Consider the following 26,677-nt stretch of genomic DNA (forward strand, 5'->3'; position numbering starts at 1 on the left):
TGGCGATACTTCGAAAGACGTTGATTTTTAAAAACTGGCCCACGGATGGCCGTCGCGAGGTTACAAGATGATTGTGTTGCGCCGATGTGCACTGCTGATGACCGCTGCCGCGTTGCTCAGCGCCTGCGGTGAGTCTTCCAAATTACCTTTTCAAGCCGGTGTTGGCCCCAAACCGCAACTGCCCGAACCCACCAGTTCTGTCATCCCAACCTTGAAAGTGTCCAAGGCGGTGGGCTGGAACGGCAGCGATACGCCGAAAGCGCCGGACGGCTTCAAGGTTCAGGCGCTGGCGGACAATCTTCAGCACCCGCGCTGGCTGTACAGCCTTCCGAACGGCGACGTGCTGGTGGCTGAGAGCAACACGCCACCCAAGCCTGAGGGCGTCACCGATGGCGGGACGGGGTTGATGGCCTGGGTCAAGCGCACGGCGTCGGGCATTGTGATGAGCCGCGTCGGCGCCGAAGCCCCGAGTGCCAACCGCATCACGATCCTTCGTGACGCTGATGGGGATGGCAAGGCCGAGGTGCACAAGGTGTTCATCAGCGGGCTTATGTCGCCGTTCGGCATGGCGCTGGTGGGCAATGAGTTGTTCATCGCCAACGCCGACGCGATCGTCAAGGTGCCTTACACCGACGGCCAGACCGAGATCAGCGCCACACCGGTAAAAGTCACTGATCTGCCGGCGGGCCTGAACCATCACTGGACCAAAAACATCGTGGCCAACCGTGACGGGTCGAAACTCTATGTCACGGTGGGCTCCAACAGTAACGTCGGCGAAAACGGGCTTGAGGCGGAAGAGGGCCGAGCCGCCATTTGGGAAGTCGACGTCAAGAGCGGGCAGAAACGCCTGTTCGCCAGCGGCCTGCGCAACCCCAACGGGCTGATCTGGAAACCGGGCAGCGATGAGCTGTGGACCGTGGTCAACGAGCGCGACGAAATCGGCAGCGACTTGGTGCCTGACTACCTCACGTCGGTGAAAGACGGGGCGTTCTATGGTTGGCCGTGGAGCTATTACGGCAATCATGTCGACAGCCGCGTGCAGCCGTCGCGTCCTGACATGGTCGCCAAAGCCATCGCGCCGGATTATGCGCTGGGCACCCATGTGGCACCGTTGGGCCTGACGTATTCCGATGCCCGAGGCATGCCACAAAACTTTGCCGAGGGTGTATTCGTCGGTGAGCACGGCTCGTGGAACCGCAATCCGCAGGCGGGTTATAAGGTGGTCTTCATTGGCTTCAAGGATGGTCAGCCTTCGGGGATGCCGGTGGACTTCCTGACCGGCTTCCTGAATGCCGATGGCGAGGCGCAAGGTCGGCCGGTGGGCGTGATCCTGGACAAGCAAGGGTCGTTGCTGGTGGCCGACGATGTGGGGAACCGGGTCTGGCGTGTGAGCCATGGTCGGTAGGAGAGGCTTCGGGATGCCGGGTTTTTGATGTTGGGCGGTAGTCGTCACCTGGCGTGCCATCGATCTGCGAGGTAAGGGCAGCGAAGCCGGCGACCGCAGTGCATCTGGGGCGTCGGTGCGGCTGGCTTTACTGCCGCTGCGCGCCAGATCGCGGCCGTCGTAACCTCCGACTGCTCCCACGCCCTCCGGGCAGAAGCGGAATCGCGGTCTGCCCTACGCCCTCCGGGCAGAAGCGGGATTGCGGCCTCCCCCACGCCCTCCGGGCAGAAGCGGGATTGCGGCCTCCCCCACGCCCTCCGGGCAGAAGCGGGATTGCGGCCTCCCCCACGCCCTCCGGGCAGAAGCGGAGTTGCGATAACCGCCCGATCGCGATCTGACGGTCTGCCGATTGTTTTGATCTGGCCAGAGGTCGTAGGAGCGTGGCTTGTCTCTGGGCCGCATCCGGACGATCTGGCGCGCAGCGGCAGTAAATCCAGTAGACGCGGTCTGTCTGATTCACCGCGCTAGATGATTCGAGACCGCCGCCAGGCTAAAGCGTCAGGTGCTCTCCCGCGCCAGGATCTCGTACCCGGTCACCACCACTTCGGACGGTCGCGGCAGACCTTCGCGGCGGGCGTTGGCGCCCGCCAGCAGCAGTTCACCCGCCCGACGGCCGATTTCATAAGGGTCTACCGCAATGGTGGTGATGCTGGGCGTGCAATAACGTGAAACTTCGAAGTCGCCGAATCCGGCCACCGCAATGTCACGCGGCACGTCCAGGCCACGGCGGTGACATTCCATGATTGCGCCAAAGGCTGACAGGTCGCTCACGCACATCACGGCGTCTGTGTCGGGCCACCTCTCAAGCAGCAGGGCCACGGATTCGCCGCCATGACTCATGGTGATCGGCGATTCCCCATGTTCGATGATCCGCGGTTCCAGCCCCAAGGCGCTCAACGCGATCAGGTAACCACGCTGGCGCTGTTGGCCGCGATGGTCGAGCATCGAAGCGCCTCCGATGAAGGCGATGCGCCGGTACCCCTTGTCGTGCAGATGACGAACCATGGTCGCGGCGGCGTCGGCGTTGGAAAAGCCCACCGACTGTTCGATGGGGTCGTCCGGCACGTCCCAGGTTTCGACCACCGGGACTTGCGCTTGGCGCAGCATCTGCCGGGTGCTGTCCAGGTGCGAGCTGCCGGTGAGCATCACCCCCAGCGGCCGATGCCGGAGCAGAGTGCGGACCAGTAGCGCTTCCTGTTCAAGGTGGTAATCGGTGTCGCCAAGTAACAGGCACAAGCCCTGCTTGCTGACCACGTCGTTGAGGCCGCGCACGGTGTCGGCGAAGTTGGAGCTGACCAGCGAAGGCACCAGGGCGACGACGAACTCGGAGCGTCCGCTCGACAGCATCCCGGCCGAGGCGTCCGGCAAGTAGCCGAGGCTGTCGATCGCCGCTTGCACCCGTTGAGTCGTCGAGGGCGACACATCCCGACCGGCCAGCACCCGCGACACGGTCATCTTGGAGACGCCCGCCAGTTTGGCGACATCGGCCATTCGCGGCACGGCGCCGGATTTTTCGGTTTCCTTGACACTCATAGCGTGTGGCGACTTCCTGAATGAGACGGGCGAGGGCGGGCAATCGAGCGCGCACCGGGGCGATTATATAGGCTGTAATTGACCGCCGGGTCGCTGCTGCGCATCTCGCGCGCGTTTTCAGACTACGCAAGGTTGCGCAAACCCGGCAGTTTAGGCTGCGCATTGGACGCGGTGCCTGCTTGTGGTGTATTCCGCCCACTGTTCCATTACTCAGTCCACCACTCACTCCATCACCGGTTGGCCCGATGAATTCTTCTACTCCTTCTCACCGTCATGTCATCGGTATGTGGTTGATGGCCAGCGTAGCACTGGCGTTTGCCAGTCACGACACGGTGTCCAAAGTCCTGATTCTTGCGCTTCCCGTGATATTCGTGGCGTGGGCCCGCTACCTGATTCACACGGTGCTGGTGACCAGTGTCATCCTCAGGAACCGGGCGAAGAGTGGGGAAAAGAAGGTTTTTCACACCCAACGTCCCTGGCTGCACCTGCTCAGGGCAGTGGTGCTGCTGGCCGACAGCCTGACCTTTTTATTCGGCCTCACCCATGTGCCGTTGGCGGAGTCGACAGCGCTGGTGTTTCTCGCGCCGGCCTTCGTCACACTCTTGTCGCCTTTGCTGTTCGGCATCAAGGCCGACCGCTTGCAGTGGCTGTCGGTGATCGTTGGCTTCGTGGGCGTCCTGGTGGTGATCAACCCGACGGGGGATGGCTTCTCGTTGTGGATGCTGTTTCCGCTGGCGACGGCGTTCTTCTTCGCGCTGTATCAACTGCTGACGCAACTGGCGAGCGAGTCTGACAGTCCCTGGGTGTGCAGCTTTTACGTCGGCGTGTTCAGCACCGCATTGCTGAGCCTTGCCGTGCCCTTTTTCTGGGTGTCGCCCAGTGCCTCGCAATGGGTGCTGCTGTTGATTCTCGGCGGCATGGGGTTGTCGGCGCACTTCCTGATTTCCAAGGCCTACCAGTACGCCTCGTCCTCATTGCTCGCGCCGCTGGGTTACTTGCAGATCGTGTTCGCAACCGGGTACGGCATGCTGTTTTTCGACAGTTACCCGGTCATGTCATCAGTGTTCGGCATGGTGCTGATCTGCCTGAGCGGATTGCTGGTGTACGTCAAGCGCGCATCGAACGCCCTGGCGAACTGAGCCTGCCCGGGCTCAGCGGGAAAACCGTCGCGCACCCGCCACACACAGAATCACGGCGACGGTCACCGCCAGCATGCCGAGGCTGACCTGCTCATGCAGCAGCGTCGCGGCCAGGGCCAATCCAAAAAACGGTTGCAACAATTGAAGCTGTCCGACGGCGGCGGTCCCACCCTGCACCAGACCCCGGTACCAGAACACAAACCCGATCAGCATACTGAACAGCGACACGTAGCCCAGGCTGAGCCAGGCGGGCAGCGAAATGTGCGCCAGCGAAGGCGGCGCGGTGAACCCGGTCAGGGTCAGCATGACCGGCAGTGACAAAATCAGTGCCCAGCAGATCACCTGCCATCCGCCCAGTGTCTTCGAGAGCTTCGCGCCTTCGGCGTAGCCGAGCCCGCACACTAGAATCGCCACCAGCATCAACAGGTCGCCGACGGGCGAGGCCGTTAGCCCCTGCGACACGGCAAAGCCCACCACCACTGCGCTGCCCAGTGTCGAAAACACCCAAAACACCGGCCTCGGGCGCTCGCCACCCCGCAACACGGCAAAGGCCGCCGTGGCCAACGGCAGCAGGCCGACAAAGACGATCGAGTGCGCCGAGGTTACGTATTGCAATGCCAAGGCGGTCAGCAGGGGAAAGCCGACCACCACACCCATGGCGACGATGAACAAGGGGAACAAGTGTGACGTTTCAGGGCGCTTCTGCTTCAGCAGCATGAGCATGCATAGCGCCACGACGCCCGCGATGGAGGCGCGGGCGACGGTCAGAAAGACTGGCGCGAACTCCAATACCGCAATGCGGGTTGCCGGCAACGACCCGCTGAAGATGATCACGCCGATCAGTCCGTTGAGCCATCCACTCGATGCCTTTTCGATGCGGCGGTGCTGCAGGTTCGATGCCTGTGCCATGTGCGACGGACTCGATGATGACCGGCAAACGAGGCGCGACGAATTTCGCGTTCGGTGAAGCGGTCGGTTGTGCGGAATCAATCCTAGGGCGCAGAATCATGACAATCAAAAAATTGTCATGGATACATCGCCCATGCCTCGTGCCCGCTACAAATCCATCGTCGACCGCTTCGCGAGCGAGATCGCATCCGGTGCGCTGCCGCCCGGCACACGTTTACCCACTCACCGACAGCTCGCCGAGCAGCAGGGGCTGGCGCTGGTGACAGCCTCGAGGGTCTACGCGGAGCTGGAAGCGATGGGCCTGATCAGTGGCGAAACAGGGCGCGGAACGTTCGTGCGGGAAATCGCACTGCCGCTCAGTCATGGCGTTGATCAACAGGCCACTGCTGCAGGCATGCTGGACCTCAATTTCAACTACCCGGCATTGCCGGGTCAGGCCGAGTTGCTGCGTGGCGGTTTGCGGCAGTTGGCGTTGTCGGGCGATCTAGAAGCCTTGCTCCGCTATCAACCGCACGCCGGACGAGGGCACGAGCGCGCCTGTATCGCCCGGCATCTGGGTGACCGAGGGCTGACGGTCGAGCCAGAGGAACTGCTGATCGTCAGTGGCGCGCAGCATGGACTGGCCACTGTGGTCATGGCGTTGTTAAAGCCGGGGGATGTGGTGGCGGTCGATGCGCTGACGTATTCCGGATTCAAGGTCATCGCCGAGGCGTATCGGCTGGAACTGGTGCCGATTCCGCTGACCGATCACGGCCCGGATCTGGAGGGTCTGGAGAGACTGTGTCACAAGCGACGGATCAAGGCTGTCTATACGATGCCGACCCTGCACAATCCCATGGGCTGGGTGATGGAGTTGCCGTGGCGCGAACGCTTGGTGAGTATCGCGCGGACTCATGGCTTGATGCTGATCGAGGACGCGGCCTACGCCTTTCTCGCCGACGAACCGCCGGCCCCCTTAAGGGCGTTGGCGCCGGAGCTCACGGTTTACGTTTCGGGTTTCTCCAAGAACATCGCCACCGGATTGCGGGTGGGGTATGTAGTCGCGCCGCTGCAATGGGTGCCCGCCATGGAGCGCGCGATCAGGGCGACCACCTGGAACACTCCGGGTGTCATGACGGCGCTGGTCTGCGGCTGGATCGAAGACGGCACGGTCGCCAGGTTGGAGGCGCAGAAACGCGACGATGCCCGGCACCGCCAGAAGCTGGCCACGAAGGCGCTGGCGGGGCTGGAAATTATCAGCCATCCGTCTTCGTATTTTCTGTGGCTGCCCTTGCCGGAGGAGGTGCGCGCCGATCAGGTGGCCGTTGCTCTGCTGTCGGAGAATATCGCTGTGTCGACCGCTGAGCCGTTCGCGATTTCCAGCCCGGTGCCCCATGCCATCCGTCTGGCACTTGGCTCCCTCGAACTGGAGGCCTTAGTGCAAGCCCTGCATAAAGTTCGCCAAGTCATCGGCAACTTTGCCTGGTGAGTTAGTCTGGATAAGCATATTGAAAAGTTGCTTTATTCGGGAAAACGTAAAGGACTCTTTCCGTGTACGTACCATTCGTGAAATCGATAGTGAACATCAAGGATTGAGAGTTCTTTTTTTCCAGCAAAGGAGCAGGATAGAGCCATACCGAACTGGCTTTAGAAGGATGCCCCGCGATGAGAATTTCAACGTTACTGACTCTTGTCGCTGTACTGGCAGGTGGCGCCGCTGCCACTGCTCCGGCCTACGCTTCCGACTACGTTTCCAAGGAGCAGGCCTGCCACTTCCTTCCCGTGGCAGACAGCACCTTTGCCCTGAAGCACACTCAGTCTGTCGGTGTTCTTTACAGTGAGAACACGGTCGCCACCCTTGAGTACCTTGAGCGTTACCACGCGGTTGCGTTGAAAGGGGTCAAGAACGGTGCACTGGATCCACGTATTCGCAATGCCTTCGTCAACAGTTCCGATCCCAAACTGGCCATTGAGTGGCTGCACGGGTCGTTAGCGAAGGAGTTTGCGTCGGTCACTGTCTACGAAAACCTGGATGCGCTGATGCAGGCGCGTCCGGATGTGGTGGTGATGCTCGACACTTACAGCCAGTTGGTGACTCAGCGTAACAGTCAAGTCGAGGCGCGGTTTGTTGCCAAGTTCTATGACTCGAACCTGCAGTACATCGGCAAGGCGGAAGGCGTAGGTGCGAAGGCGCTGACGTCGGTCTGGGTGCATGACAAGGCAGCGCCGGAGATCGCCGCTCAAATTGACTCTCAACGTGACCTGCAGATCAATGCGCTGAAGCAGTTCGACATGTCCCTAAAAGCCCTGGTGACCTCGGGTGAGGTGGCTCAGGTCGCCGGCAACTGACCGTCTGCTGGAATAAAAAAACCGCTGTCCTGACGACAGCGGTTTTTTATTTTGGACGACGCCTGATCAGTGACTGTCCGGCAAACCATAAGCGATCACGTAGTCCCCGCGATCCGCCGACTGGCGTGCACCGCCTGCCGTGATGACGATGTACTGTTTGCCGGTTTTCGGCGAGACAAAGGTCATCGGGCCGCCCTGGCTGCCCACGGGCAGACGGGCTTTCCAGGCTTCTTCACCGTTGGCGCTGTTGAAGGCGCGCAGGTAGTAGTCCTGCGTACCGGCGATGAAGATCAGGCCGCCTTGAGTGGACAGCGTGCCACCCAGCGTCGGCATGCCGATTGGCAGCTGCATGTGCATCTTGATGCCCATCGGGCCGGTGTCCTGCACGGTGCCGACCGGAACCTGCCAGGCAATCTTCTGCGTCTTCATGTCAATTGCGGTCAGGGTGCCGAACGGTGGCGCCTGACACGGAATGCCGACGACCGACAGGAAGCGGTTCTTGTTCACCGCATACGGCGTGCCTTTGAGCGGCACAGCGCCCATGCCAGTGTTCAGCGCTTCACCGCCCGAAGAGGCTTTAGCGTCCTTCTGCTGTGGCACCATCTGGCTCCACAGGCCCAGACGCATGTCGTTGACGAAGATGAAACCGTGTACCGGGTCCGTCGACAGGCTGCCCCAGTTCATGCCGCCCAGCGATCCCGGAAAGCTCAACGAAACGTCGGTGCCCGGTGCGGTGTACAGACCGTCATAACGCATTTTCTTGAACGAAATACGGCACAACAGCTGGTCGAACGGGGTCGCGCCCCACATGTCGGATTCGGTCAGCGTTTGCGCGCCGATTTCCGGCATGCCCACCGATTTCGGCTGCGTTGGCGAGTAAGGCTCGTTCGGGATGTTCGACGGCTTGACCGGGACTTCCTTGACTTCCGTCAGCGGCTGGCCGGTGTGGCGGTCCAGCACATAGATCTGACCGGCCTTGGTGCCGATGACGACCGCTGGCACCTTGCTCCCGTCCTTCTTGGTGAAGTCGATCAGGCTGGGTTGCATCGGCAGGTCGAAGTCCCACAGGTCATTGTGGACGGTCTGATACACCCACTTTTGCTCACCGGTGGTCGCGTTCAGCGCCAGCACCGAGGCGCCGTAGGTGTGATCCAGTTTCGTGCGTTCGACACCGTAAATGTCGGTGGACGAACTGCCCATCGGCAGGAATACGGTGTTCATGGCCGGGTCGTAAGACATCGGCGCCCAGCTGTTCGGCGTGCTACGTACGTAGGTGCTGTCGGCGGCAGGGGCTTTCTTGTCTTCAGGGTTGCCCGGGTCGAACGCCCAGCGCATTTCGCCGGTGACCACATCGAAACCACGGATGACGCCGCCTGGCATGTCGGTCTGCACGTTGTCGGCAACGCGACCGCCCACCACCACAGTGGTGCCCGCCATCAACGGTGCGGACGACAGTTGATAATAGGAGTCCGGGACGTTGCCAAGACCTGCTTTCAAATCCACCTGGCCGTTGTTGCCGAAGCCTTTGCAGAACTCGCCCGTGTCGGCGTCGACAGCGATCAGACGCGCGTCGATGGTGTTGGTCAGCAAACGACGCTGGCAGTTGGCACCGGCCGGGACGGTCACGGGAGCGGCTGGCGTGCTGCCGTCAGTGGGTTGAGAGACGGCGGCGGTCGCGTCGAAATATGCGAGACCGCGGCAACGCTGCCACACCGCCGACTTGGCGTTGATTTCGTTCTTCCACAGCTGTTTGCCGCTGTCGGCATCCAGGGCGATGACGTTGTTATGCGGCGTGCAGATGAACACCTTGTCGCCGATTTGCAGCGGGGTCATCTGGTCTTCCGCGCCGTTGCCGTCACTGATGGCGATGTCGCCGGTGCGGTAGGTCCAGACCGGCACCAGTTGGGACACGTTGCTGCGATTGATCTGGTCCAGCGCCGCAAAACGGCTGCCGCCTTCGTCGTTGCCATAATGCGCCCAGTTTTTCTGCGCCTTCGCCGGATCGACTTTGGTCAGGGCAGGGCCGTCACCGGTCGGCGACACCGACGCGTGAGGCTGAAACATGCCCCAGAAACCGGCTGCCATGGCGATCGCCAGCAGGCCGCTCAACAGATAACCGCCTCGGCCGCCCGGCAGACCATTAGCCTTGCGCAGTGTCGGGTAAACCAGCGCCACCAGCAGGCTCAATACCGCCAGCGCGAACAGGCGCGAGACCAGTGGCCAGAACACCAGCCCGGCATCCACCAGCGCCCAGATCACGGTCAGGACCATGACCGCGGCGAACAGCCAGGCGCCTGAGACGCGCTGTTTGAACAGCAGGAACGCCGAGGCGACCATGCCAAGACCGGCCAGCAGGAAATACCAGCTGCCGCCCAGCGTGACGAGGTAACCGCCACCTGCTGCGAAAAGTAATCCAAAAACAAGCACGCCCAGTGCGACGACCCAGATGGGCCAGCGACTGACGGATGCCGAAGGTCGAGACGTTGTCATGTTGCGTGATCCTGCTGACGCTGAGCGTTGTACGAACGCTCAAGGGATGGGGAGAACGGTTCTTCAGCACGACGGCCGCCCGGTTGTCAGCGCCGGACAGGTGTCGAATGGTAATTAACCAGTTAGTTAATTTGGTAAAGATATCAAAAAACGACCGGCCTGCGGCAAATTGTCCGGGATAAACAGTGTTGCGCAATGGGTAATAATGTCAGGGCAAACCGCCTTCCAATGGGCCACAACGCCTGTCCATTTGAACTATCGCGCTCGCCGGACGCCCTAAACTGCGAAATATTCAGCCGCAGCTGCACCAAGGGGCTTCCATGGACAAGCAGGAATTAAGCGACCGCTATCGCGGTTACATCGACTGTCTCAATCGTCAGGACTGGCCGGCACTGGGTGAGTTCGTCGATCAGGACGTTCATTACAACGGGCAACGTATCGGGTTGGCCGGCTATCGAAAGATGCTCGAGAACGATTTTCGAGCCATCCCGGATCTTCGGTTCAACATCGACCTGCTGATGACCGATCCGCCGCACGTGGCCGCGCGGCTGTGTTTCGACTGCACACCGGTAGGCGAGCTCTTCGGCGTGCAGGTCAATGGACGGCGTATTCAGTTCACCGAGAACGTGTTCTACGCGTTCAGGCAGGGGCGTGTGTGCAATGTGCATTCGGTCATCGACAAAGCAGTCATCGCATCGCAGCTTCTTCCCCCGACGTCAAATGACCGCTAGCCCCTACATAAGGAGCGAGTGATGAGGGCGCAGCGGGAATGCCTGCAGCGCCATCCGTGCGATGAGGTTCAGAGGGTTCACTTCAGTAAAGCGGTGCCAGCGGATCAGCTTCGGCCACTGTTCGCAGAATCGGTTGCGGGTGAGTCCGAGTTGGTCTGACGAGCGCCGGAACGGTCATCGGACAGAAATTCGCGCAGTCGTTGCTGCAAGCGCGGAATGGCCTGATCCATGTCCAGGAAGGCACTCACCGCCTTGATTTCCCAGCGCTGTCCCTCATCGCCAAATACCACTTGCTCGAAGGTTCCGGTCGGCACCTCGGCGACGAAGAACCAGGTGTCGAGGCCATTCACGCCCTGTCCGGGATACACCCGTTTCCAGACGATCCAGCCGGGATCAAGCGCCAGTCCGAACTCTTCGTGGGTTTCGCGCAGCGCGCATTGTTCAGGCGTCTCGTTGTCTTCACGGCCGCCACCGGGCAGGTCCCACAGACCGGGCCAGGGGATCGCCGGTGTGTCGTCGCGCAGATAGGTCAGTAGATGGCCTTCGCAGATCACGGCGATTTTGGCGCCGGAGAAGGGCGGGTGGGAAAGGGGTTGGGACATGCGACAGTTCACCTCAATGCGGCAACGTGAAGAACAGGGCGTCGAGGGCATGCAGTGAAATGTCACTTGAGCGTCTGCAGGGTAAACACATACCCTGAACCGCTCTCACTCATGCCCGGTCTCATCATGACCCACAGTGTCGTCTCGCTGCGATCCCTGTGACGCAGTGACTGACCGTAATGGCCCATCAAGAGGTTCGTTTCGTGACCAAAGCAGCTTATGTTCCCCCGAAAGTCTGGAAAAACGAGGCCGCGTCCGGTGGCCAGTTTGCAAGCATCAACCGTCCCGTGGCCGGTCCTACCCATGACAAAGAACTGCCCATCGGTGAGCATGCCTTGCAGCTCTATTCGCTGGCCACGCCGAACGGCGTCAAGGTCACCATCATGCTTGAGGAGCTGCTGGCGCTCGGGCACAAGGACGCAGAGTACGATGCCTGGCTGATTCGCATCGGCGAAGGCGACCAGTTCTCCAGCGGCTTCGTCGACATCAACCCGAACTCCAAGATTCCGGCACTGCTGGACCACAGCACTACGCCGCCGACGCGCGTGTTCGAGTCCGGTTCGATCCTGCTTTACCTTGCAGAGAAGTTCGGCGAGTTCCTGCCGACCGATCTGGCCGGGCGCACCGAAACCCTGAACTGGTTGTTCTGGCAGATGGGGGCGGCGCCGTATCTGGGTGGCGGGTTCGGGCATTTCTATGCGTACGCGCCGGAGAAGATCGAATACGCGATCAACCGCTTCACCATGGAGGCGAAGCGTCAGCTGGACGTACTGGATCGTCGCCTCGGCGAGAGCCGATACATTGCGGGCGATACCTTCACCATTGCCGACATCGCGATCTGGTCCTGGTACGGTCAGCTGGCGCTGGGCAACGTCTATTCGGCAGCCGAATTTCTGGCGGCCGAGGAGTACACTCATGTGCAGCGCTGGGCGAAAGAAATCGCCAAGCGACCCGCTGTGATCCGTGGCCTGCGAGTGAACCGGACTTGGGGTGATGAAGACAAACAGGTGCCAGAGCGGCATTCTGCTTCGGACATCAGCTGATCCCGTAGGAAACGTCCGAGGTTACGAGGGCATGGGCCGCATTTCGGACGAATGCGGTGGGTCAGCCAATAGTGATGTTGGCTGACTTGGCGCCTTCGCGAGCAAGCTCGCTCCCACAGAGGGTGTGTCAGCCGCGAATCCGGATTACGCCGCGATACCCGTAGGAGACGTCCGAGGTTACGAGGGCAGCGAATGCAGTGTGTCAGCCATGGTGATGTCGGCTGAGTTGACGCTTTCGCCAGCAAGCCGGCTCCCACAGGTTAGATGTCGACCACAAATCACCGGACCACACATGACCCGTGGGAGACGTCGGAGGTTACGACGGCAGCGAATGCGGTGGGTCAGCCAATGGTGATGTCGGCTGACTTGACGCTTTCGCCAGCAATCTGGCTCCCACAGAATCGATGCCCGGCACAAGCCTGTGTCACCCCACAGTCCAGACGGGGGGCAGCCGCGAATTCAAGTGACGTCGCAATCTCTGCAGGAGACGTCCGAGACGCCTGAAGGAGTGGTAATCTTCCTCGGTCCATCGTCAGGCGATGGTTGGAATCGTTGAGGAATGCACGGGCCATGATGAAAAACACTCCTTACCCGCAGGGCGTCGACACGCCGATGACCAGCAGCGCGATCTTCATGGTGGCGACGCTGGCGCCCGGTGAAGACGCTGCGCAGAAAGTCCGAAGCTGGTGCGCGGACATTGCCGGGCTCGTGCGCGCTGTCGGTAAGCGCGTACCGGATGGCAACTTATCCTGTGTGTGCGGTTTCAGCTTCAATGCCTGGGACCGGCTGTTCGGTAGTACCCGGCCTGCTTCACTGCACAACTTTCGCGAATTCGGCGTGGAAGGGCGCAAGGCAATCGCCACGCCGGGCGACATCTTGCTGCATCTGCGGGCCGACCGCATGGACCTCTGCTTCGAGCTCGCCACGCAACTGTTGTCACCTTTGGGCGACGCGGTTCAGGTAGTTGACGAGGTGCACGGATTCCGCAATTTCGACATGCGCAGCATGATCGGCTTCGTCGATGGCACCGAGAACCCGGTGGGCAACAGAGCCGTCGACGCGACCATTGTGGGTGACGAGGATCCGACGTTTGCCGGCGGCAGTTACGTGATCGTGCAGAAATACCTACACGACATGGAGGCCTGGAACCGTCTGACCGTAGAGCAACAGGAACTCGTCATCGGTCGCAAGAAACTGTCCGATATCGAACTCGACGATTCGGTAAAACCGAGCAACTCCCACAGCGCGCTGACGGTGATCGAAAAGGACGGAAAAGAGGTCAAGATCCTGCGCGACAACATGCCGTTCGGCCGTCCCGGCTCCAATGAGTTTGGCACCTATTTCATCGGCTATGCCCGCTCGCCCGAGCCCCTGGAGCAGATGCTGGAGAACATGTTCGTGGGTCGGCCTGTCGGCAATTACGACCGGTTGCTGGATTTCAGCAAAGCGGTGAGCGGGACGCTGTTTTTTGTCCCGTCCTCGGACTTTCTTGAAGCGTTGGGCGACTGACGGATCAGTCGCGTCATCCGTGGCCGCGTGAGGGGGCCGCAGCCTCGGATGACTTGCCTGTCAGCTTCTCAGGTCCGTGCGCTTGTCACCGGACGGCACCTTGTCCTTTTCATCCGGAAGAAACTCGCCTTCCAGTTGCAGTTCGCCAATGCGCACGTTCAGCGCCTGCTCGACATGGCTGACCGCTGGCTTGTCGTGCAGATCATCGACCAGCAGCCACAAGCGCGGCAGGTTCTGAAAATACGCATCGTCGATTTCCACGTCCCGGGTCAGTTCACGGTCGGCTCGCCAGAGGCACACGCGTTGTGCCGTCTCCGGGTCTTGAGGCCAACGCTCTGAGGTGGTCAGCCAGACTTCGTGATAGTCCTGCAGATCGATCTCTTCGAGTTTTTCCAGCGCAATAAATGTATTCACCGTGTCACCTGTAAGCGAGTGGATTCCATAAGCACAGCGTCGTGCGCGCTGTGCGTGCCCCCATGCATCAGCACCGTTCCAGAGGCGTACAGGGTATAGGGCCGACATTGAGCCCATGAGTTCCATGAATATGCCGTTCGTCAGACACTCGATGCGGGACCTGACCGTCACGCGAACGCAGGGCCAGTCGACAGCCGCTGTCCGACGAAAACCAAGACATACGGCCGAAAAGCCGGATAATGGCCGCCAAATCGTTTTCTCGTTTCGGTAATCCCCCATGGAAATCAAGGTCAACTTTCTCGACAATCTCCGACTTGAAGCCAAGTTCGATGACTTCACGGTGATTGCCGATCAGCCCATCCGCTACAAGGGCGATGGTTCGGCACCGGGGCCGTTCGATTACTTTCTGGCGTCATCGGCGCTGTGCGCTGCCTACTTCGTGAAGCTGTACTGCGACACGCGCAACATCCCCACCGAGCACATTCGTCTCTCGCAGAACAACATCGTTGACCCTGAAAACCGCTACAACCAGATCTTCAAGATTCAGGTCGAACTGCCGGCCGATATCTCCGACAAGGACCGCCAGGGCATCTTGCGCTCCATTGACCGCTGCACCGTCAAGAAGGTCGTGCAGGCTGGGCCCGAGTTTGTGATCGAGGAGGTCGAGAACCTGGACGCCGATGCCCAGGCGCTGTTGATGCCTGCTTCGACTTCAGAGTCCGGCACCTACATCGCGGGCAAGGACCTGCCGCTGGAGCAGACCATCGCCAACATGTCCGGCATCCTGGCGGGTCTGGGCATGAAGATCGAAATCGCCTCATGGCGCAATATCGTGCCCAACGTGTGGTCGCTGCACATCCGTGACGCTCACTCGCCGATGTGCTTCACCAACGGCAAGGGCGCCACCAAGGAAAGCGCGCTGGCGTCGGCGCTGGGTGAGTTCATCGAGCGGCTCAACTGCAACTTCTTCTACAACGATCAGTTCTGGGGCGAAGACATCGCCAACGCCGAGTTCGTGCATTACCCGGACGAGCGCTGGTTCAAGCCCGGCCCCAACGATGCGCTGCCGACCGAGATCCTCGACGACTATTGCCTGGCGATTTACAACCCGGACGGAGAATTGCTGGGGTCGCACCTGTACGACACCAACTCCGGCAACACGCAGCGTGGCATCTGTTCGCTGCCCTTTGTTCGCCAGTCAGATGGCGAGACTGTGTATTTCCCGTCCAACCTGATCGAAAACCTATACCTGAGCAACGGCATGAGCGCGGGCAACACGCTGGCCGAAGCGCAAGTGCAGTGCTTGTCGGAAATCTTCGAACGCGCGGTCAAACGCGAAATCCTCGAAGGTGAAATGGCGCTGCCGGACGTGCCGCAGGACGTGCTGGCGAAGTACCCGAGCATCCTAGCGGGCATCAAGGGTCTGGAGGAGCAGGGCTTCCCGGTGTTGGTGAAGGATGCATCGCTGGGCGGGGAATTCCCGGTCATGTGCGTGACTTTGATGAACCCGCGCACGGGCGGTGTATTCGCGTCTTTTGGCGCCCACCCAAGCCTGGAAATCGCACTGGAGCGCAGTCTGACCGAATTGCTGCAGGGGCGCAGTTTTGAAGGGCTGAATGACCTGCCACAGCCGACCTTTGAAGGCCAGGCGGTGATCGAGCCGAACAATTTCGTGGAGCACTTCATCGACTCCAGCGGTGTGGTGTCGTGGCGTTTCTTCAGTGCAAAGCCGGATTTCGAATTCGTCGAGTGGGACTTCTCCGGTTACGGCGAAGACTCCAATGCCCAGGAAGCGGCCACGCTGTTCGGTATCCTCGAAGGCATGGGCAAAGAAGTGTACATGGCGGTTTATGAGCACATCGGTGCCAAGGCCTGCCGCATCCTGGTGCCGGATTACTCGGAAATCTATCCGGTTGACGACCTGATATGGGACAACACCAACAAGGCCCTGCAGTTCCGCGCCGACATCCTGAACCTGCACAGCCTGAGTAAAGTCGGCCTGCGCACGCTGGCCAAGCGCCTGGAAGACAGCGAGCTGGACGATTACACCGACATCAAGACGTTGATCGGCATCGAATTCGACGACAACACGGCGTGGGGGCAGTTGACCATTCTGGAGTTGAGGCTGCTGATCTACCTCGCGCTGCAGAAGTTCGAACAGGCGAAAGATCTGGTAGAAGCGTTCCTGCAATACAACGACAACACGGTCGAGCGCGGCTTGTTCTACCAGGCCGTCAACGTTGTGCTGGAGATGGAACTGGACGACGATCTGGAACTGGCCGACTACGAGGTCAACTTCCGTCGCATGTTCGGTGACGAGCGCATGGACGCCGCCATCGGTTCGGTGAACGGCAGTATGCGTTTCTACGGCCTGACCCCGACCAGCCTGAAGCTCGAAGGGCTCGACCGGCACCTGCGGTTGATCGAAAGCTATAAGAAGCTGCATTCGGCACGGGCCGCCACCGTGGCGTCGTCCCGCTGACTGCAGTGACAGGAAAAGCACCCTCGGGTGCTTTTTTGTTGGGCGCATTGCGGCTGAGCATGCGCACGTTGAACGACCCGATGTCAGGAGGAAGACGAACATGAACAAAGACATTGAACGCATTAACGGGCAGTGCCATTGCGGCACGGTGCGTTTTGAAGTTCGGTTGACCGATGGGCTGCACTCCGCCCGCCGTTGCAACTGCTCGTATTGCCGCATGCGAGGCGCGGTGGTAGTGAGTGCGCAACTGTCGGATCTGACGATCACGGCCGGCGAGGAGGCGCTGACGCTTTACCAATTCAATACCGGCGCTGCAAAGCATTTCTTCTGCTCGGTCTGCGGCATCTACACCCACCATCAACGCCGCTCAAGCCCCGATCAATACGGGATCAACGCCGCGTGCCTGAACGGAATCAGCCCGTTCGATTTCGAAGAGGTGCCGGTCAATGACGGCGTGCTTCATCCGCTGGACAACCCGGAACGGGGAAAGGACGGGGTGGTCGGTACGCTGAAATTCATTCCGGTCGCACCCTGACCGGGGTCAGGTGCCTCTCGGCGTTTGTCTGGCCGCGCTCAATGGCGATTGATTGATCGCCGGTCGGGACCGTCGCCGGGGCGATTGATGGGGATGCGCCTCGGCTGGGTCTCGTCAGGCACGACCCGTAGCAGAAAGACAATCAGCAATCCGTTTTCGAACGTCGCACCCTGAACTTCGATGTGGTCCGCCAGGTGAAACACCAGGCGGAATGCGCCGTGGGCGATGCCCTGATGCAGGTAGGTCGCGCCTGCGTCGGTTTCGCGTTTGCCGCCACAAATGGTCAGCACACCTTTTTCGATTTGCAGGTCCAGCTCGTCTGCCGAAAGGCCGGCGGCGGCGACGACGATCCGGTAATGGTCGTCGCCATACCGTTCAACGTTATGAGGTGGATAGCAATGGGCTGTTTCGGTGTGCAGCGCCGACTCGAAAAAATCGTTGAAACGGTCGAAGCCCACTGACTGGCGAAACAGCGGTGCCAGTGTACTTGCAGTAGCCATGTCGCAATCTCCTGGGCGTGGCGCAAGTGATCAAGACGCGAGTCGCTTTTCGGCTCAGCACGCTACTCAGTAAGGCTCACCGGCAGGAAAACACAAGCGGCTCCGCGAAATTTCGTCGTCATCACACGCCGCATCCGGGGAACCGCACGCGCCATGATCAGGCTCAGACAGCGGCTTCGAAGATGTCGAGCAAGTCCTGCACGGTGCTTTCCAGATACTTGCCAGCCCGATAATCCGGTTTCACGGCGTCGCCACCGTCGATGACGGCGCGCGGTCGTTCGATGAACCGACCGACGGGCTGGAATTGATGGTTCAGCACCAGCACGAACGGGATCGAAATCCGCTCAAGGTTCAGGCGCTGTTTCAACTCGTTTTCGGCGCGTCCCTTGGTGATAACCCCGAGCTGGATGTTCGGTTGGGTGCGTTGCAGGTAGTCCATGACCGTGACGTTGATCTGGCAATCGGGGCACCACATCTCGCCTGCCACGAGCAGATGGAAATGACCTTTAACGTCGCGCAAGCGCTGCAGCGTTTGCGGTTTGATCGCCTCAGGTTCGGCAATTTTGGCCTGAATGGCCTGCACTGCGGCGATTTCTGACGGCAGGCCACGGCGGACAAACGCGTCAAAATCCTCGGCGAACTCGAACAGTTCCTGGTACGACTGCATGCTGATTACTCCAAGAAGGACAGGGCCACATCCCAGCAGAATTGTCGGCCAGCGGCAACCGCGTCGAGGCGTGCGGCTCGCTCGCAGCCATGGGTTGGCGCAGAGGGCTGAACGAACAGGAGGGTGCTCAAACGCTGCGGTATCAAACGTGACCCCGCCAGTATTTTGAATGCCTTCGACCAACCCTTGTCAGAAGGCGTAACCGTTACTGTGAGGTGCACCCATGAATCTGCCGAAGCGTATGCGCTACATCGAAATTACCCAGCCCGGCGGGCCGGACGTGTTGAATCTGGCGGAGGCGGATGTTCCGGCGCCTGCTGAGCATGAGCTGTTGATCAAGGTTCACGCGGCCGGTATCAACCGTCCTGACGTCATCCAGCGCGCAGGCCACTATCCCATGAAGCCTGGCATGAGCCCGGTGCCCGGCCTTGAAGTGGCCGGCGAAGTCGTGGCGTCGGGTTCGGCGGTTTCGGGTTTCAGTGTAGGCGACCGGGTCTGTGCGTTGACCAACGGTGGCGGCTACGCAGAGTACTGCGTCGTTCCCGCGACACAGGCGCTGCCGATTCCGGAGGGCGTCGAGATGATTCAGGCGGCGGCGATTCCTGAAACCTTCTTCACCGTCTGGGCCAACCTGTTCGAACTGGGCCAGGCCCGCGAAGGCTCAACCGTGTTGATCCATGGCGGCACCAGTGGCATCGGTACGACAGCGCTGATGTTGTGCAAGGCGTTAGGGATCAAAGCCTTCGCGACGGCGGGCAGCGAAGCGAAATGCGAGCAGATCCGCGCCTTGGGCGGCGAAGCGATCAACTACCGCGAAGCAGCGTTCGACGAGGTCATCGCCAGGCAAACCGGCGGCAAGGGCGTTGACGTGATTCTCGACATCATGGGCGGCAGCTATTTCGAGCGTAACCTGGCGTCGCTCGCCCGGCGTGGACGCTTGGTGGTCATCGGCTTTTTGGGCGGGGCCCACGTCAAGGACCTGAACCTGGCGGCGCTGAGCGATAAACAGGCCTCGGTCACCGGTTCAATGATGCGTTCGCGCAGTGTCGAGGAAAAAGCCGAGATTGCCCGCGCCGTGCACGCCACGGTCTGGCCGTTGCTGAAGCAGGGGCAATGCCTGCCGATCATCGACCGGGTCTACCCGCTGGCCGAGGCGGCCAACGCCCATCGGCGGATGGAAGAGGGCGATCACATCGGCAAGATTGTGCTGAAGGTCGTGTAGGGGATGCGGGATTGGCGCGCCGACGATGGGCCGGTGCGCCAGCGAAAACGGAATCAAGCGGGGTCAGCCACCCCTTCTACCAGCAACATGCGGTAATCAGCGCCTTTGAAGCGATGTTCACGCGCAGCCTGATAGGCCGGGCTGTCGTACCAGGCGCGGGCGGCGGCCATGTCGGGGAACCGCAGGATCGCAACGCCTTCAGCCGATGGACCTTCCAGCACGTCGAGCGCGCCGTAAAACGCCAGGCGAGTGATGTCGTGACCCGCGCGCGCGGCCGGTGCGGTGTCTGCGTACTGCTTCATTTCTGCGGCATCGGTGGTTTTTTCGCGGATAAAAATAACGTAGGCGGACATGCGGGTTCCTCGGTGAGTTCAGAAATAACCCCTGCGGTGGCAGGGGCCTTGTCGGATGTAACGCCAGTCCGTTTCAGCGCAGGGCGTCGACGATCGCTTTCGCCAGTGCGCCACCCGATGCCGGGTTCTGCCCGGTCATCAGGCGACCGTCAACGACGACCTTCTCCTGCCAGACATCGGCCGCCGAATATACGGCACCTTCGGCGCGCAGCGCATCTTCCAGCAGAAACGGAACATCCGCCTGGGCATAACCGAGCTCTTCAGCGTTCGAGAACCCGGTCAGCCTGCGACCCTGAACCAGCGGCGTACCGTCTTCCAGTTTGACACCCAGCAGGGCAGCAGGGCCGTGGCAGACGGCCGCGACGATCTTGCCTCCCTGCCAGGCGCGTTCGATGGCGCGCTGGATCTGCGGGTTGTTGGCGATGTCGACCATCGGGCCAAGGCCGCCAGGGAAGAAGATCGCGTCGTAATCCAGTACATCGACTTGCGACAGCGGGCGGCTGTTGCCCATGCGGCGGAACGAGGCGCTCTGGCGGAACGCCACTTGTGCGGGGTCCTTTTCGTCATATCCGTCTTCTGGCGGGGTGCCGCCCAGCAGCGAGGCGTATTCCACGGCGACGCCGGCTTGGGAAAAGACTTCATACGGGTGAGCGATTTCGGGGAAGAAATACCCGGTGCTGCGGCGGTTAGGGCCGATTTCAGCGGTGTTGGTCACAACGAACAGCACGTGTTTGATGCTCATGGTCATTTCCTCGAACGTTAAGAAGGTCTGGGTTGAATGTCAGCGTTGAAGCGCGTTGCATCGCAGCGATGCCGAATCGTCTCTCGCGGGAGTTGGTCGATCCGTCTGGATGCGCTAACTTTGCCCCATGCCCAGATATTCGAGAAATTTACTTATCTGATTTTAGATATTCACAGAGCATTATGAGTCATGCGATACGACCTCAATCTCTTACCGGTCTTCATGGCGCTGATGGAAGAGCGCAGCGTTACCCGCGCCGCTGCGCGTCTGGGCATTACCCAGCCTGCGTTGTCGAACGCACTCAATCGGCTGCGCGACACGCTCAAGGATCCGCTGTTCATCCGTGAGCGTTATGGCATCAAGCCTACGCAGTTCGCTGAGGAAATTGGCCCGGTGATCCTGGAAACACTGGCGAAGCTGGATGACGTCATTCTGGGACGCCAGCATTTCGATGCCGCGACCTCGACCCGTGTGTTCAACATTGCGCCGAACAGTTATGTCGAGATCGTGCTGATTCCGAACGTGGTGGCCAGGCTTCGTCAGTTGGCCCCCGCGATCAAGGTATCGTTGGCGCCCTTTGGCGCGGATCTGACCGAAGCAGGGTTGGTGTCAGGCACAACGGACATGGCACTGGGCCGGATTGTCGATCCGCCCGATAACCTGGTTGTTCAGCACCTGATGGACGACGGGCTGGCGTGCGTGGTGCGCGCCGACCATCCCGACATCGGCGACAGCCTGTCTCGGGAACAGTATGAGCAGCTGCGGCATGTCAACGTGTTGCCGCCGGGGCGCATGAGGGTCGGCCTGTTTCAGGCACTGGAGCGACAGGGATTGCGGCGTGAACTGGCGATCTCGGTGACGCATTTTCTGGCGGTGCCGGAAATCATTGCGGTCACCGACTACTGCGCGACGCTGCCTCGGCTGATCTGCAAGCAGATCGCCAAGGACCCGCGACTCAAGGTCATTGAATCGCCGGTGGACCTTGGCACCTTCCCCGTGGACATTGCCTGGCACGTTCGCTATCGCAACGACCCGGCGCACCTGTGGTTTCGCCAATTACTGGTCGAAACGGCTGCCGAGCTCATGAACCCGGACTGATCCGCAAAAAGGGGCCCGATGTCGGCTCACGCGTTTTCGTTGCCCGGCCGGGTGAACGAATAGCGGTCGATGTCGACCCGCAGCGTCCAGCCCTGATGCTGCCAGTAGCGCGCAGCGGACTCGTTGGTTTTGAACACGTCGAGGTGGCATTTGGCGATGCCCAGAGCTTCGAGGCTCGACAGGCAGCGCTCAACCAGTCGGTTGGCGATGCCCTGACGCCGATACTCCGGAAGCACCAACAGGTGCTGCAGGTAACCGCGACGCCCGTCGTGGCCAGACATGACGCAGCCGCAGAGGCCCGTTTCGCTTTCAGCCACGAATTCCGCCACGAAGCTAAGGCCAGGGTTACGTTGCAGATAGCGGGCGGTCGCATCGCGGGAATCGGCATCGCGCAACGAGATGCCGGGGGTGTCGCTCATGAGGGCGATGACGGCATCGTAGTCGTCCATTGTCATGACACGGATGTTGATCATGGGAAAACCTGTCGACAGTCGGGACGGGCAGGGTAGCAAAGCGTTGCGCTGCTGATGTGACAGCGGCGTGTCAGCTGCGCCACTGCGCGTGAAAGTCTCCCTCTATCAACCACCAATGCTTTGACTATTAGAACTCTGGCTGATCGGGTCTACCCTTGATCTAGCGTCGGCCAAGGCCGTCCAGTTGAACCTGATAAGGCGATAAGAATAAGCACCTTGTGCTACTGAGTTCCCTCATCGTCGTCTTGAGCCCGTAAGGCAGAGGCGCTCGATGGATATGACCAAAGGTAGATCAAAACATGGCAACTGAATCGAAATGCCCGTTCAACCACGCTGCTGGCGGCGGCACAACGAACCGCGACTGGTGGCCGAATCAACTGAACCTGAAAATTTTGCATCAGCACTCCTCGCTGTCTGACCCGATGGGTGAGGATTTCGACTACGCCAAGGAGTTCAAGAGCCTGGACTTCGACGCAGTGAAGAAAGACCTGCTGGCCGTCATGACCCAGTCGCAGGACTGGTGGCCAGCGGATTTCGGCCACTACGGCCCGTTCTTCGTGCGCATGGCCTGGCACAGCGCCGGCACCTATCGCACCGCCGATGGACGCGGTGGCGCCGGTTCGGGGCAGCAACGTTTCGCACCGCTCAACAGCTGGCCCGACAACGTCAGCCTCGACAAGGCCCGCCGCCTGATCTGGCCGGTGAAACAGAAGTACGGCCGCAAGATTTCCTGGGCGGACCTGATTGTCCTCACCGGGAACGTCGCGCTGGAGTCCATGGGCTTCAAGACCTTCGGTTTTTCCGGCGGTCGTCCTGACGTCTGGGAGCCTGACGAAGACGTGTACTGGGGTGCTGAGACCACCTGGCTGGGGGGTGAAGAGCGCTACGGCGCGCACAAGGAGATGGAGCAGCCCGGTCAAGGTGATCTGGTGGCCGAGCCGTCCAAGCACGGTGAAGAACACAGCCGTACCGATGGCGATCGTATCCTCGAAAACCCGCTCGCGGCGGTGCAGATGGGGCTCATTTACGTCAACCCGGAAGGCCCCGATGGCCATCCCGATCCGGTCAAGTCGGCCCATGACATCCGGGAAACCTTCGGCCGCATGGCGATGAACGACGAGGAAACCGTGGCGCTGATCGCCGGGGGTCATGCTTTTGGGAAAACACACGGTGCAGGTCCTGCCGACAACGTGGGGCCAGAACCTGAAGCCGCAGGTCTTGAAGAGCAGGGGCTTGGCTGGCGCAACGCCTTTGGCACCGGGAAGGGCGGCGATACCATCACGAGCGGCCTGGAAGTGACCTGGACGTCCACGCCCACCCGGTGGAGTAACGAGTACTTCGAAAACCTCTTTGGTTTCGAGTGGGAGCTGACCAAAAGCCCGGCGGGCGCCAATCAGTGGAGCCCGAAAGGCGGAGCCGGGGCTGGCAAGATTCCCCATGCCCACGACCCGAGCAAACGTCAGGAACCCAGGATGCTGACCTCGGACCTGGCCCTGCGCTTCGATCCGGCGTATGAGCAGATCTCGCGGCGTTTCCTGGCCAATCCCGATCAGTTGGCCGACGCGTTCGCCCGTGCCTGGTTCAAACTGACCCACCGTGACATGGGGCCGCTGGCGCGTTATCTCGGGCCGGAAACGCCCACCGAAGAACTGCTGTGGCAGGACCCGCTTCCCGATGTCAGCCATCCGCTGATCGACCATGACGATGCCACCGCGCTCAAGAGCAAGATCCTTGAGTCGGGTCTGACCGTCTCGCAACTGGTCTCGACGGCTTGGGCGGCGGCTTCCACCTTCCGTGGCTCCGACAAGCGCGGCGGCGCCAATGGCGGGCGCTTGCGTCTGGCACCGCAGAAGGATTGGGAAGCCAATCAGCCTGAGCAACTGGCGAACGTGCTACGGACGCTGGAGCGCATTCAGGGCGAGTTCAACGGCGGGGCCAGTGGCAAGAAGGTCTCACTGGCGGACCTGATCGTCCTCGCGGGTAACGCGGGTGTCGAGCAGGCTGCGAAAAATGCCGGTCAGACGGTCAGTGTTCGCTTCTCGCCGGGCCGCACCGACGCTTCCCAGGCCCAGACGGATGTCGAGTCCTTCGGCTTCCTGGAGCCAATCGCCGATGGTTTCCGCAATTACCTCAAAGGCCAGTATCGGGTGTCGGCCGAGAAGTTGCTCATCGACAAGGCTCAACTGCTGACCCTGTCTGCGCCGGAAATGACGGTGTTGCTGGGTGGCCTGCGCGTCTTGGGGGGCAACGTGGGAGGCAGCAAGCACGGCGTCTTCACCACGCGACCTGACGCGCTGACGAACGACTTCTTCAAGAACCTGCTGGACATGAGTGTGGAGTGGAAACCGACGTCGGCCAGCAACGACACTTTCGAGGCGCGCGACCGCAAGACCGGTGAGGTCAAGTGGACAGGCACCCGTGTCGATCTGGTGTTTGGCTCCCACGCGCAGCTGCGGGCATTGAGTGAGGTGTATGGCAGCGCGGACGCCCACGAGAAGTTCGTCAAGGACTTCGTGGCCGCCTGGGCCAAAGTGATGGAGCTGGACCGTTTCGACCTTCGCTGACACGCGGGCCGACCTGAAACACAACGCCTCCCATGTGGAGGCGTTGTCGTTTCTGGCCTGTGGCGCGCAGCGGCAGTCAGACCTGCAAACGCGGTCAACCTGATCCACCACCCTGGAAATTTGCATCTGATCCGTATTTTTTAGTCAAACCTGGCGCTGTATTGAAACAGCGATCCGCCTCACACTGGCAACCACTCCAGACCTCTTTGGCGAGGCTGACTGGAGGGATGATGCGGTGTGCACTCATCTGCACCGCAAACCTGTCATTGAGAGGAGGCCCTATGGCCAAGATGACGATTTTCCTGCTGGGCTTCCTGGCCCTGACCATCACCATTGGCATGCTGGCGACCATTCCGCCGGGCTGATGCAGACGCGGCGTCCCTGCAGCTCGGCCACACCACGCCACATTTGTTCAGCCTGCACACAGGTCGCTCTTTGTGGCGTCTGGGCTGCTGCAGTATGGAAATCAAAAGCCAGCGCGCGCCTTGCGCTGTTGAGATTCAACACCTCAATCGTTGAATAAACATAAAACCTGTGGGCGTTAGCTTGCTGACGAATGCCGTTGCTTCAATTAGCGATCAACCACCGGTCATGTTCATGAATCGGACCACCTGAGCATCATCATTGACTTCAAAGTTATGCCGATACGGTTTAAGTTTCATGGCTTCGATGATGGACTGTTCCAGTTTTCCCTGGTCGCCCGGAAAGTTGCGCAGCACGCTTTTCAAGTCTGCGGAATGTTCATTGCCAAGGCACAATAACAGGCGGCCTTCAACCGTCAGGCGCACGCGGTTACAGGTGGCGCAGAAGTTGTGGCTGTGTGGAGAAATAAATCCGATACGCATGTGGGGTGCGTCGGCCGGGCGACAATACCGCGACGGGCCGCGTGTGGATTCGGCGGAATCGATCAGCGTGTGTTTTTCGGCAATCAATCGGCGGACCTGATCGCTCGAAAAGAAAGATTCGGCACGGCTGTGTTCGCTGATGACGCCTAACGGCATTTCTTCGATGAAAGTGATGTCCAGGTGTCGGGCGATGGCGAAGTCGACCAGGTCGTTGATCTCGTGATCGTTGCGGCCCTTCATCACGACGCAGTTGAGTTTGGTGTTTCGAAAGCCTGCGTCCCACGCGGCGTCCAGTCCTGCGATCACTTTGTTCAGGTCGCCGGTGCGGGTCAGCTCCCTGAAACGCGCCGGCTCCAGGCTGTCCAGGCTCACATTCAACCGTTTCAGGCCCGCTGCGCGCAGGGGGTGTGCGAGTTTTTCCAGTTGCGAGCCGTTGGTGGTCATGCACAGTTCCTGCAACCCCGGCAGTCCGGCGATGCGTGCACACAGGTCGACGATGCCCGGGCGAACCAGTGGTTCTCCGCCCGTCAGGCGAATCTTGCGGGTGCCCAGCGCGACGAAACTCTGTGCGACCTGAAACAACTCCTCGGTGCTGAGCACCTGCTGACGGGGCAAAAACGTCATGTTCTCAGCCATGCAGTACACGCAGCGGAAGTCGCACCGGTCCGTGACCGACATCCTCAAGTAATCCACGTTCCTGGCAAAGCCATCGGTGAGCACGCGCTGGGACATGTCAGCCTCTTTTCGTTATGTGGCGCGGGAGGTGGGCGTGCATTTCAAACGTCTCGATAACGTGACCGCCCGCAACGCTCTATCAGGGGTGCAGACTAATGGGCGGCTATTCACCTGTCCAATCACTGATAATGACCAGACGATAAGCCGTATCTATGACGGGCGCTATTTAAACATTCGTAGCGGTGCTTAACCCTTATGTATAGGTTTTGCCGAGTGATAGACATCGCTTATTGTTTGGTCATTCCTAGCGATTGGACAGCGTTTTAGTGGGCGCGTACTGTCGGCTCAGGCCAGATTAGTTCACGAAGTTAGAACGCAC

General features: G+C 60.5%; 23 protein-coding genes. 12 read left to right on the forward strand and 11 right to left on the reverse strand.

The window, feature by feature from the left end:
- Positions 1 to 67: 67 nt before the first annotated feature.
- Positions 68 to 1,405, forward strand: coding sequence for a PQQ-dependent sugar dehydrogenase (locus ABDX87_RS25290; protein WP_346830337.1), 1,338 nt, complete (start codon positions 68 to 70; stop codon positions 1,403 to 1,405).
- Between the two features lie 537 nt (positions 1,406 to 1,942).
- On the opposite strand, the gene ABDX87_RS25295 is transcribed toward ABDX87_RS25290, so the two are convergent.
- Entirely contained in the window at positions 1,943 to 2,977 is a 1,035-nt protein-coding gene (locus ABDX87_RS25295; protein ID WP_346830338.1) for a LacI family DNA-binding transcriptional regulator, read from the reverse strand.
- A 245-nt stretch (positions 2,978 to 3,222) separates the two neighbouring features.
- On the opposite strand from ABDX87_RS25295, the gene ABDX87_RS25300 reads away from it, so the two are divergent.
- Entirely contained in the window at positions 3,223 to 4,116 is an 894-nt protein-coding gene (locus ABDX87_RS25300; RefSeq protein ID WP_346830339.1) for a DMT family transporter, read from the forward strand.
- Positions 4,117 to 4,128: 12 nt separating this feature from the next.
- On the opposite strand, the gene ABDX87_RS25305 is transcribed toward ABDX87_RS25300, so the two are convergent.
- Complete coding sequence (locus ABDX87_RS25305) at positions 4,129 to 5,025, reverse strand: DMT family transporter (protein WP_346830340.1); 897 nt, start codon at positions 5,023 to 5,025, stop codon at positions 4,129 to 4,131.
- Positions 5,026 to 5,158: 133 nt separating this feature from the next.
- On the opposite strand from ABDX87_RS25305, the gene ABDX87_RS25310 reads away from it, so the two are divergent.
- Both ABDX87_RS25310 and ABDX87_RS25315 read left to right on the forward strand, forming a co-directional pair.
- Positions 5,159 to 6,493: a PLP-dependent aminotransferase family protein gene (locus tag ABDX87_RS25310; protein WP_346830341.1), complete on the forward strand. Its 1,335-nt coding sequence runs from the start codon at positions 5,159 to 5,161 to the stop codon at positions 6,491 to 6,493.
- Between the two features lie 176 nt (positions 6,494 to 6,669).
- The gene (locus tag ABDX87_RS25315) at positions 6,670 to 7,353 is read left to right on the forward strand and encodes an ATPase (protein ID WP_346830342.1); all 684 of its coding nucleotides are present in this window, start codon (positions 6,670 to 6,672) and stop codon (positions 7,351 to 7,353) included.
- Positions 7,354 to 7,419: 66 nt separating this feature from the next.
- Here ABDX87_RS25315 and ABDX87_RS25320 read toward each other — a convergent pair whose 3' ends face one another.
- A complete protein-coding gene (locus ABDX87_RS25320) occupies positions 7,420 to 9,843 on the reverse strand; it encodes a glucose/quinate/shikimate family membrane-bound PQQ-dependent dehydrogenase (protein WP_346830343.1) in 2,424 nt (807 codons plus the stop codon).
- A gap of 320 nt (positions 9,844 to 10,163) precedes the next feature.
- On the opposite strand from ABDX87_RS25320, the gene ABDX87_RS25325 reads away from it, so the two are divergent.
- Positions 10,164 to 10,574, forward strand: coding sequence for an ester cyclase (locus ABDX87_RS25325; RefSeq protein ID WP_346830344.1), 411 nt, complete (start codon positions 10,164 to 10,166; stop codon positions 10,572 to 10,574).
- Positions 10,575 to 10,678: 104 nt separating this feature from the next.
- Here ABDX87_RS25325 and ABDX87_RS25330 read toward each other — a convergent pair whose 3' ends face one another.
- Positions 10,679 to 11,176 carry an NUDIX hydrolase gene (locus tag ABDX87_RS25330; RefSeq protein ID WP_346830345.1) on the reverse strand — a complete coding sequence of 166 codons (498 nt, stop codon included), beginning with the start codon at positions 11,174 to 11,176 and terminating at the stop codon, positions 10,679 to 10,681.
- Positions 11,177 to 11,379: 203 nt separating this feature from the next.
- Here ABDX87_RS25330 and yghU point away from each other — a divergent pair, with 203 nt between their 5' ends.
- Positions 11,380 to 12,219, forward strand: coding sequence for a glutathione-dependent disulfide-bond oxidoreductase (yghU, locus tag ABDX87_RS25335; protein WP_346830346.1), 840 nt, complete (start codon positions 11,380 to 11,382; stop codon positions 12,217 to 12,219).
- A gap of 570 nt (positions 12,220 to 12,789) precedes the next feature.
- Positions 12,790 to 13,728 carry a Dyp-type peroxidase gene (locus tag ABDX87_RS25340; protein ID WP_346830347.1) on the forward strand — a complete coding sequence of 313 codons (939 nt, stop codon included), beginning with the start codon at positions 12,790 to 12,792 and terminating at the stop codon, positions 13,726 to 13,728.
- A gap of 60 nt (positions 13,729 to 13,788) precedes the next feature.
- Here ABDX87_RS25340 and ABDX87_RS25345 read toward each other — a convergent pair whose 3' ends face one another.
- Positions 13,789 to 14,142: a hypothetical protein gene (locus ABDX87_RS25345; protein WP_346830348.1), complete on the reverse strand. Its 354-nt coding sequence runs from the start codon at positions 14,140 to 14,142 to the stop codon at positions 13,789 to 13,791.
- Positions 14,143 to 14,419: 277 nt separating this feature from the next.
- Between ABDX87_RS25345 and ABDX87_RS25350 the strand changes: the two genes are divergently transcribed.
- Positions 14,420 to 16,624, forward strand: a complete 2,205-nt coding sequence (locus ABDX87_RS25350; RefSeq protein WP_346830349.1) for an OsmC domain/YcaO domain-containing protein — start codon at positions 14,420 to 14,422, stop codon at positions 16,622 to 16,624.
- 100 nt (positions 16,625 to 16,724) lie between these two features.
- Positions 16,725 to 17,159, forward strand: a complete 435-nt coding sequence (locus ABDX87_RS25355; protein WP_346830350.1) for a GFA family protein — start codon at positions 16,725 to 16,727, stop codon at positions 17,157 to 17,159.
- A gap of 38 nt (positions 17,160 to 17,197) precedes the next feature.
- Here ABDX87_RS25355 and ABDX87_RS25360 read toward each other — a convergent pair whose 3' ends face one another.
- Both ABDX87_RS25360 and ABDX87_RS25365 read right to left on the reverse strand, forming a co-directional pair.
- Positions 17,198 to 17,659 (reverse strand): Hsp20 family protein, encoded by a 462-nt coding sequence (locus tag ABDX87_RS25360; RefSeq protein ID WP_346830351.1) that lies wholly within the window; start codon positions 17,657 to 17,659, stop codon positions 17,198 to 17,200.
- A gap of 163 nt (positions 17,660 to 17,822) precedes the next feature.
- Positions 17,823 to 18,326 (reverse strand): thioredoxin family protein, encoded by a 504-nt coding sequence (locus ABDX87_RS25365; RefSeq protein ID WP_346830352.1) that lies wholly within the window; start codon positions 18,324 to 18,326, stop codon positions 17,823 to 17,825.
- 223 nt (positions 18,327 to 18,549) lie between these two features.
- Here ABDX87_RS25365 and ABDX87_RS25370 point away from each other — a divergent pair, with 223 nt between their 5' ends.
- Complete coding sequence (locus ABDX87_RS25370; protein ID WP_346830353.1) at positions 18,550 to 19,548, forward strand: NAD(P)H-quinone oxidoreductase; 999 nt, start codon at positions 18,550 to 18,552, stop codon at positions 19,546 to 19,548.
- 53 nt (positions 19,549 to 19,601) lie between these two features.
- On the opposite strand, the gene ABDX87_RS25375 is transcribed toward ABDX87_RS25370, so the two are convergent.
- Positions 19,602 to 19,901, reverse strand: a complete 300-nt coding sequence (locus tag ABDX87_RS25375; protein ID WP_346830354.1) for a DUF1330 domain-containing protein — start codon at positions 19,899 to 19,901, stop codon at positions 19,602 to 19,604.
- Between the two features lie 73 nt (positions 19,902 to 19,974).
- On the reverse strand, positions 19,975 to 20,643 hold the full coding sequence (locus ABDX87_RS25380; protein ID WP_346830355.1) for a type 1 glutamine amidotransferase domain-containing protein: 669 nt from the start codon (positions 20,641 to 20,643) through the stop codon (positions 19,975 to 19,977).
- A gap of 189 nt (positions 20,644 to 20,832) precedes the next feature.
- On the opposite strand from ABDX87_RS25380, the gene ABDX87_RS25385 reads away from it, so the two are divergent.
- Positions 20,833 to 21,741, forward strand: a complete 909-nt coding sequence (locus ABDX87_RS25385) for a LysR substrate-binding domain-containing protein (RefSeq protein ID WP_346830356.1) — start codon at positions 20,833 to 20,835, stop codon at positions 21,739 to 21,741.
- Positions 21,742 to 21,767: 26 nt separating this feature from the next.
- Here ABDX87_RS25385 and ABDX87_RS25390 read toward each other — a convergent pair whose 3' ends face one another.
- Positions 21,768 to 22,214 carry a GNAT family N-acetyltransferase gene (locus ABDX87_RS25390; RefSeq protein WP_346830357.1) on the reverse strand — a complete coding sequence of 149 codons (447 nt, stop codon included), beginning with the start codon at positions 22,212 to 22,214 and terminating at the stop codon, positions 21,768 to 21,770.
- Between the two features lie 299 nt (positions 22,215 to 22,513).
- Here ABDX87_RS25390 and katG point away from each other — a divergent pair, with 299 nt between their 5' ends.
- Positions 22,514 to 24,778 carry a catalase/peroxidase HPI gene (gene katG / locus ABDX87_RS25395; RefSeq protein WP_346830358.1) on the forward strand — a complete coding sequence of 755 codons (2,265 nt, stop codon included), beginning with the start codon at positions 22,514 to 22,516 and terminating at the stop codon, positions 24,776 to 24,778.
- A gap of 578 nt (positions 24,779 to 25,356) precedes the next feature.
- Here katG and moaA read toward each other — a convergent pair.
- Positions 25,357 to 26,355, reverse strand: a complete 999-nt coding sequence (moaA, locus tag ABDX87_RS25400; protein WP_346830359.1) for a GTP 3',8-cyclase MoaA — start codon at positions 26,353 to 26,355, stop codon at positions 25,357 to 25,359.
- Positions 26,356 to 26,677: the final 322 nt, after the last annotated feature.

It is taken from the genome of Pseudomonas abietaniphila, from assembly GCF_039697315.1.
Lineage (GTDB): Bacteria > Pseudomonadota > Gammaproteobacteria > Pseudomonadales > Pseudomonadaceae > Aquipseudomonas > Aquipseudomonas abietaniphila_B.

Coding starts and splice junctions, on each gene's coding strand:
- ABDX87_RS25290 (WP_346830337.1), top strand. CDS start 68: ATGATTGTGTTGCGCCGATGTGCACTGCTGATGACCGCTGCCGCGTTG.
- ABDX87_RS25295 (WP_346830338.1), bottom strand. CDS start 2,977: ATGAGTGTCAAGGAAACCGAAAAATCCGGCGCCGTGCCGCGAATGGCC.
- ABDX87_RS25300 (WP_346830339.1), top strand. CDS start 3,223: ATGAATTCTTCTACTCCTTCTCACCGTCATGTCATCGGTATGTGGTTG.
- ABDX87_RS25305 (WP_346830340.1), bottom strand. CDS start 5,025: ATGGCACAGGCATCGAACCTGCAGCACCGCCGCATCGAAAAGGCATCG.
- ABDX87_RS25310 (WP_346830341.1), top strand. CDS start 5,159: ATGCCTCGTGCCCGCTACAAATCCATCGTCGACCGCTTCGCGAGCGAG.
- ABDX87_RS25315 (WP_346830342.1), top strand. CDS start 6,670: ATGAGAATTTCAACGTTACTGACTCTTGTCGCTGTACTGGCAGGTGGC.
- ABDX87_RS25320 (WP_346830343.1), bottom strand. CDS start 9,843: ATGACAACGTCTCGACCTTCGGCATCCGTCAGTCGCTGGCCCATCTGG.
- ABDX87_RS25325 (WP_346830344.1), top strand. CDS start 10,164: ATGGACAAGCAGGAATTAAGCGACCGCTATCGCGGTTACATCGACTGT.
- ABDX87_RS25330 (WP_346830345.1), bottom strand. CDS start 11,176: ATGTCCCAACCCCTTTCCCACCCGCCCTTCTCCGGCGCCAAAATCGCC.
- ABDX87_RS25340 (WP_346830347.1), top strand. CDS start 12,790: ATGATGAAAAACACTCCTTACCCGCAGGGCGTCGACACGCCGATGACC.
- ABDX87_RS25350 (WP_346830349.1), top strand. CDS start 14,420: ATGGAAATCAAGGTCAACTTTCTCGACAATCTCCGACTTGAAGCCAAG.
- ABDX87_RS25355 (WP_346830350.1), top strand. CDS start 16,725: ATGAACAAAGACATTGAACGCATTAACGGGCAGTGCCATTGCGGCACG.
- ABDX87_RS25360 (WP_346830351.1), bottom strand. CDS start 17,659: ATGGCTACTGCAAGTACACTGGCACCGCTGTTTCGCCAGTCAGTGGGC.
- ABDX87_RS25365 (WP_346830352.1), bottom strand. CDS start 18,326: ATGCAGTCGTACCAGGAACTGTTCGAGTTCGCCGAGGATTTTGACGCG.
- ABDX87_RS25370 (WP_346830353.1), top strand. CDS start 18,550: ATGAATCTGCCGAAGCGTATGCGCTACATCGAAATTACCCAGCCCGGC.
- ABDX87_RS25375 (WP_346830354.1), bottom strand. CDS start 19,901: ATGTCCGCCTACGTTATTTTTATCCGCGAAAAAACCACCGATGCCGCA.
- ABDX87_RS25380 (WP_346830355.1), bottom strand. CDS start 20,643: ATGAGCATCAAACACGTGCTGTTCGTTGTGACCAACACCGCTGAAATC.
- ABDX87_RS25385 (WP_346830356.1), top strand. CDS start 20,833: ATGCGATACGACCTCAATCTCTTACCGGTCTTCATGGCGCTGATGGAA.
- ABDX87_RS25390 (WP_346830357.1), bottom strand. CDS start 22,214: ATGATCAACATCCGTGTCATGACAATGGACGACTACGATGCCGTCATC.
- katG (WP_346830358.1), top strand. CDS start 22,514: ATGGCAACTGAATCGAAATGCCCGTTCAACCACGCTGCTGGCGGCGGC.
- moaA (WP_346830359.1), bottom strand. CDS start 26,355: ATGTCCCAGCGCGTGCTCACCGATGGCTTTGCCAGGAACGTGGATTAC.